Annotated in this window: 7 protein-coding genes; all 7 read right to left on the bottom strand. The window is 67.8% G+C overall.

The window, feature by feature from the left end; translation table 11 throughout:
* Nucleotides 1-587: prepilin-type N-terminal cleavage/methylation domain-containing protein (locus VM840_12170; GenBank protein HVL82334.1), on the bottom strand; the 587-nt coding region annotated here is incomplete at its 3' end.
* Nucleotides 588-824: 237 nt separating this feature from the next.
* Nucleotides 825-1280 carry a hypothetical protein gene (locus VM840_12175; GenBank protein HVL82335.1) on the bottom strand — a complete coding sequence of 152 codons (456 nt, stop codon included), beginning with the start codon at nucleotides 1278-1280 and terminating at the stop codon, nucleotides 825-827.
* A gap of 4 nt (nucleotides 1281-1284) precedes the next feature.
* Complete coding sequence (locus VM840_12180; protein ID HVL82336.1) at nucleotides 1285-1989, bottom strand: ABC transporter ATP-binding protein; 705 nt, start codon at nucleotides 1987-1989, stop codon at nucleotides 1285-1287.
* Nucleotides 1989-2762: an ABC transporter ATP-binding protein gene (locus VM840_12185; protein ID HVL82337.1), complete on the bottom strand. Its 774-nt coding sequence runs from the start codon at nucleotides 2760-2762 to the stop codon at nucleotides 1989-1991. The genes VM840_12180 and VM840_12185 overlap by 1 nt, the downstream gene beginning before the upstream one ends.
* Nucleotides 2749-3942 carry a branched-chain amino acid ABC transporter permease gene (locus VM840_12190; protein HVL82338.1) on the bottom strand — a complete coding sequence of 398 codons (1194 nt, stop codon included), beginning with the start codon at nucleotides 3940-3942 and terminating at the stop codon, nucleotides 2749-2751. The genes VM840_12185 and VM840_12190 overlap by 14 nt, the downstream gene beginning before the upstream one ends.
* Entirely contained in the window at nucleotides 3939-4904 is a 966-nt protein-coding gene (locus tag VM840_12195) for a branched-chain amino acid ABC transporter permease (protein ID HVL82339.1), read from the bottom strand. Before VM840_12195 ends, VM840_12190 begins: the two co-directional genes overlap by 4 nt.
* A 2-nt stretch (nucleotides 4905-4906) precedes the next feature.
* Nucleotides 4907-6018: ABC transporter substrate-binding protein (locus VM840_12200; protein ID HVL82340.1), on the bottom strand; the 1112-nt coding region annotated here is incomplete at its 5' end.

The raw sequence follows: 6018 nt of genomic DNA on the forward strand, positions 1-6018 counted from the left end.
GGCGTACCGGGGGAGTTGGGGGCGATCACCGTGCTGCTGGTGAGGGAGTTCCTCGCGTTCGCGGGCGGGGGCGTGCCGCACTCCTGTCCCGCCTGGGGAGCCCACAGCGTCCCTCCCTGCAGGCCGGGCCGCGCCCAGGCGATCACGACGGTGACCTGACGCAGGGGGTAGACACCGTTGGTCGGGGTGCCTGCGCCCGTCACGTATATCCACCTGGTCAGGGTGGAGGGGCCGCGCTGGATGCCGGTCTGGCAGTGCGGCGTGAAGGGGTGGCCGCTGACGCTCGCGGCGTACTGCAGGGGCTGCGCGTTGTAGAAGCGGGCGCCGCCGCTCGTCGTGATGGCGGGGTCCGTCGCCAAGGTGGGGTCGCTCGGGTCGAGGCCCACGTTCGAGAAGGAGAGGGCCCGAGCCGTCTCGAGGACCTCGTTGGCGTCTGCGACCGAGACCGTCCGCTGCCGGCTGTGCAGCAGCCCCTTCATCCCGGAGCTCATCAGCCCGGCCATGGCGATCCCGACGACGCCGAAGATGGCGATGGCCACCATGGTCTCCACCATGGTGAATCCGTCTTCCCTCTTGCGAGTGTGCATCGACACGGGTCCTCCTCCGTCCTCTACACGGATGAATCGACGCGGGGGCACCCGGAGTTACGGCGCCGGACGGGTGATCTTCGCTGGTCAGGACGGGCTAGACACGACCTGACCAGGGGGTTCCCGCGGACCGCCTGGACACGCGGGCGAAGAGGGGCGAACCGGACGGCGACGCTCGCGTCTATGCGCGCCGATCGCCGTGCGGGGACATGGAGGCGCGTCTATCCGCCAAGGGAGCTACGGCTTGCAGATGCGGCAGGGTCGGAGGCCGCGGTCCTCCGCGTCCTCGGGGGTGATGAACTCGGCGTCCTGGCGTCCCTCGGCGAGATGGCAGTCCGGCAGGTGGTAGCTGGACGCCCCGGCCACGACCAGACCGTCCCCGGTGCCGGCGACGGCGGGCATGAGCGCGGTGGCGCCCGCGACGGAAGGGGCCCGCTCGATGGCCGCCTGGAGCTCGGAGAGCCGGGTCTCCAGGTAGGCGCGCTCCTCGCGCTGGTTCTGGATGAGCATCAGCGCCGATCCCACGATCACGAGGCATATCCCGGCCACGCCGCCCGAGATCAGGTAGGGGAACTGGCTGGGGACCCGGTCCAGCGACGCCGCCCCGTTCCACCCCATGAAGATGAAGATGAAGCCGAGGATGGTGACGCCGACCCCGAGCTGACCACCGAGCTTGTCCCACCTGATCTTCAAGTCGTCATCCTCCCAGGTACGTCGTTCGGAGATCGGCCGCCCGCGCCTCCTCGCCGACGCCATGGTAGATCAGCGTCCCCTTCTCGAGGATCAGCACCCGGTCGGCGTAGGGGAGCACCCCCACGTTCTGCTCGACGATTATGACGGTTGTCCCGTCCTCGTTGATCCGGGCGACGACCTCGAAGACGGTCTTGGCGAGCAGCGGAGACAGACCGAGGGACGCCTCGTCCACGAGCAGGAGCCTCGGCTTGGACATGATCGCCCGGCCTATCGCGAGCATCTGCTGCTCGCCGCCGGACAGCGTCCCCGCCAGCTGGTCCTCACGCTCGGCGAGCCGCGGGAAGTACTCGAAGACCAGCTCGCGGCGCTCCTCGACCTCCTTCGCTGAGTGGCGTTTCGTCCAGGCTCCCAGGCGCAGGTTGTTCGAGACCGAGAGCGAGGGGAAGACCCGGCGGCCTTCCGGACACAGGGAGATCCCCATGCGGACGAGCTCGGGCGGCGACTTGCCCGCGATCTCCACCCCGTCGAAGCGGATCGAGCCGGCGCGGGGCTTCACCACCCCGGCGATCGCGGAGACGGTGGTCGTCTTGCCGGCGCCGTTCAGCCCGAACAGGACGGCCGTCTCGCCCTCCTCCACGCTGAAGCTGATCCCCATGATCACGGGGAAGGCGTAGCTGACCTTGAGATCCTCGACCTCGAGCAGCGCCATCAGGAGGCCTCGCTGTCCGCGCCAAGGTAGGCCGTGATGACCTCCGGGTGGTTGCGTACGTAGTCGGGCGGGCCCTCGGCGAGGAGCTGTCCGAACGAGAGGCAGTACACGTAGTCGCAGACCCTGACGACCATCGGGACGTGGTGCTCGATCATCGCGATCGAGAGTCCGAACCGCTTGCGGAGCTCGAGGAGCGTGTCGCCCAGCTCCTCGGACTCCTCCGGTCCCATGCCGGAGGTTGGCTCGTCCAGCAGGAGGATGTCCGGGTCGGTGGCGAGAGCCACGGCGAGCTCGACGCGCTTCAGCTCGCCGTACGGGAGACCGGCCACCTGCTCGTTGGCCAGCCGCCGCAGGTCCAGCAGGTCGAGGACCAGCTCCGACCTCTCGGCCAGCTCGGCCTCGGTGCGCATCGTGCGCGGGATGCCTAGCATCCCGGCGATCGTCGCGTACTCGGCTCGGAGGTGCTGGGCGGTCTTCAGGTTCTCCATCACCGTCGATCCCTTCACCATCCCGACGTTCTGGAAGGTGCGACCCATCCCGAGCGCGCTGCGCTCGTGGACGCTCAGCTCGGTGATGTCGTGGCCCTTGAAGTACACCCGCCCCTCGTTGGGCGTGTAGAAGCCGGTGATGATGTTGAAGGTCGTCGTCTTCCCGGCTCCGTTCGGACCGATGATCCCCACGATCTCCCACTCGCCGACCGCGATGGAGATCTCGGTGGCGGCCTGGACCCCGCCGAACCGGATGGAGCAGGACCGCGTCTCAAGCACGGACATCGGTGATCTGCACCTCCTTCGCACCGCGGTCGTGGATATCGAACGGCCGGCCCGCGAACCACTGGATGAACGGGCGGAGCTGCTGGCCGATGCCGCCCGGGAACTGGGTGAGCGTCAAGAGCAGCAGGATGGGGCCTATGACGAGCTCGGCCACCTCGATCCGCAGCTCGGGCAGGCCGAGGGTGTCCACGAACAGCCACCCTAGGATCCCCACCAGGAACTTGAGCACGGTCCCGATCACCGGCAGGTGAGGGATCTCCTCGATCAGGTAGCCGATGAGCGCGAAGAAGACGCCGCCGATCACCACACCCGTGCGGCTGCGGAGCCCGCCTACGACCGTCATGAGGATGAAGAGCAGCGCGAGCTGGAAGTTGAAGAGGACGCTCGTGACCTGGCTCTCGTTATGCGCGTACAGCGCGCCCCCCAACCCGGCGAAGACGCCCGAGACCGCGAATGCGAAGAGGGTGAACGCCTTCACGTTGATCCCGAAGGTCGAGGCGACGCGCGGGTTCTCGCGCAGGGCGAGGAGCGCTCGGCCCCCCTTCGTGGCCATCATCCGGTGATCGACCCACAGCACTACCCCCAGCAGCGCCAGGCAGAGGTAGTAGTAACGGTGGGAGGTGTCGAAGCCGGGGGGTTTCGGGGCGGGCTGTCCCGCCGCCCCGCCCGTGAGGGCGGGGATCTTGAACAGGCTGGCCTCCGCCAGCAGGCCGTAGGCCAACGTGAGGAGCGCGAAGTACAGGCCCCGGACCCGCAGGGCGACCAGCCCGAGGATGAGCGCCTGCACCGCGCCCACGGCCATCGCGGACAGGACCGCTATCGGGAACTCCTGTCCGGCCACCGAGACCATGTAGGCGGAGGTGAACGCGCCGATCCCGACGAACGCCTGGTGCCCCAGCGATATCTGGCCGGTGTACCCGATCAGCACGTTGAGCGAGAGCGCGATGATCGCGTAGGTGATCCCGCGCGTGTACTTCGTCAGGACGAAGTCGAGCTGGGTCAGCGGGAAGAGCAGGACGAGCGCGGCCAGCGGGACCCCGGCCGCGGCCCTGGCCAGCCACCCCTTCGCGCCCGGCCGGAAGTCGTCGCTGGGAGCCTGGTGCCCCTCCTGCGGGATCGGGTCGACGACCTGGCTGACCGAGATCTCCTCGGTGGCGTCGGAGACGGCGCGCTTGATCATGCCGACTTACCGAGCAGCCCCTGCGGCCGCAGCGCGAGGACGAGGAGGAGGATCAGGAAGATCATCACCTTGTCGGGGCCCGGGATGAACGCGAGGGCGGACTGGCGCAGCGCGAAGGACTCGGCCACGCCGACGATCGCGCCCCCCACGAAGGCCCCCGGCATGCTCGTCATCCCTCCCAGGACGGCGGCGGTGAAGCCGGGGATGAGCGCACCGGACGACCCGACCGTGAGGTAGCCCGGACCGAAGCTGCCCCCGATCGGAACGCTGAGGATGCCCGCGACGGCTCCCAGCAGGGCGGCGAGCACCCAGGTGAAGCTCGAGAGACGCTTCACGCTGATCCCCACCAGCTCCGTGGCCGTCGGCTCCTGGCTCGCTCCGATGATGGCGAGACCCAGGTTGGTCCGGTTGAAGAAGTAGGCCAGGATCCCACCGAGGATCAGGAGAGCGGCGATGAGGATCAGCTGTTGGTCGGACACGTTGACCCCGAACGGCGAGATGCGGCCCAGCTCTCCGGATATCGGGCGCACCTGGCGCAGGAGTGCGCCCCCGATCCAGAACTCGAGCCCGATGGCCAGGAGCGCGACGCCTGCGGTCGCGACCAGCAGGATGACGCGGGGCGCGTCGAACAGGGGACGGATCACCAGCCGCTCCGTCAGGAGACCGAACGCGATCGCGGCCACGATCCCAGCCAGGATCGCCAACAGGTAGGGGACACCCCTCTCGAGCAGGATCCACAGGGTGTAGACGGCGACCGTGCCGAACTCGCCCTGCGCGAAGTTGAAGACCCCGCTCGACTTGTAGATCAGGACCAGGCCCAGCGCGACGAGCCCGTAGAACGAGCCGAAGACGAGACCGTTGACGAGCGCGGAGCTGTTCCCGCTGATGATCAACAGCAGGACGACGATGATCGTCGAGGCGCCGCCGACGGCGCCCCTGGGCAGGTCTCCCAGCTTCGGCATCCTCAGAAGGATGAAACGAACATGGCCACGGTGTCGAACTCGCGGCGGTTGCAGTTCATCTTCAGGAGGGTGATCTGCGAGGCTCCGAAGTGCGGGACGTTGCCGTACTTGACCGGTGCGTAGACGTTCGTCGCGAAGGTCTTCCCGGACTTCAGGGTCGATATGAAGCTCTGGCGGCTGATGTCCGGACCGGTCGCCTCCACCATCAGGCGGATGCTCTTCTCGAGACCCCACAGCAGGATGCCGATGTCGTCCGGCTCGTTCCCCGCCCCGTTCTTCTGCCGGTAGGCGGGACGGTAGTCCTTGTCCTGCTGGTCGATCTTGTCCAGCTGCACCATCGGGGACAGGTACCGCACGTCGGCGTTGGGTGAGTTCGAGCAGATACCCGCCGCCACGAGGTTGAGACCGTTCGACAGGCCCGGCCCGACGAAGGTCGGGAAGTAGGTGTTCGAGGTGGCCCCACCAACCAGGTAGATGAAGACGGTGGGGGAGATGAGGGCGTAGACGACCTCCGCGCCGTCATCCTTCAGGTTCCCGGCGATCGTACGCGCCTGGTTGGCGTTGGCGTCCTTGGGGAGCCGGTAGGTCTTCAGGGGGGTCAGGCCGGCCGCCCCGAGCTCCTTGCGGATCGACTCGTTCGTCTCGTCCAGCAGGGGGCTGTCGGTGAGGACGATACCGACCTTCGTCTTGCCCTGGACCTGGTTCTTGATCAGCTGGCCGATCTGCACGTTCTGCTGGTTGTACGTCTCGGAGAGCGCGAAGTAGTTGGGGAGGTTGCGGAACCCGCCCTCCGTGACGCCCGGGGACAGGTAGGGCACGCCCACCGTGTTCGCGTACTTCGCGCACGCCTCGATCTGGTCGGCTCCCGCGCCGCCGATCAGCAGGAAGACCTTCTCCCGCTGGACCATGTCCTTGCACGCGTCCACGGCGCTGGACGGGTTGAACTTGTCGTCGCGGTAGACGACCTTCAGGGACCTGTTCCCGGCTCCCGCGATCTTGCCTGCGAAGCGCGAGTAGACCTCGATCCCCTTGTCGAAGGTCTGGATGGCGGCCGCCCCGGTGATCGGAGCGTGGATGCCGATGCGGATCTCGTCGCGCGAGATCCCTGTCCGGT

It is taken from the genome of Actinomycetota bacterium (genome assembly GCA_035540895.1).
Classification (GTDB): Bacteria; Actinomycetota; JAICYB01; order JAICYB01; family JAICYB01; genus DATLFR01.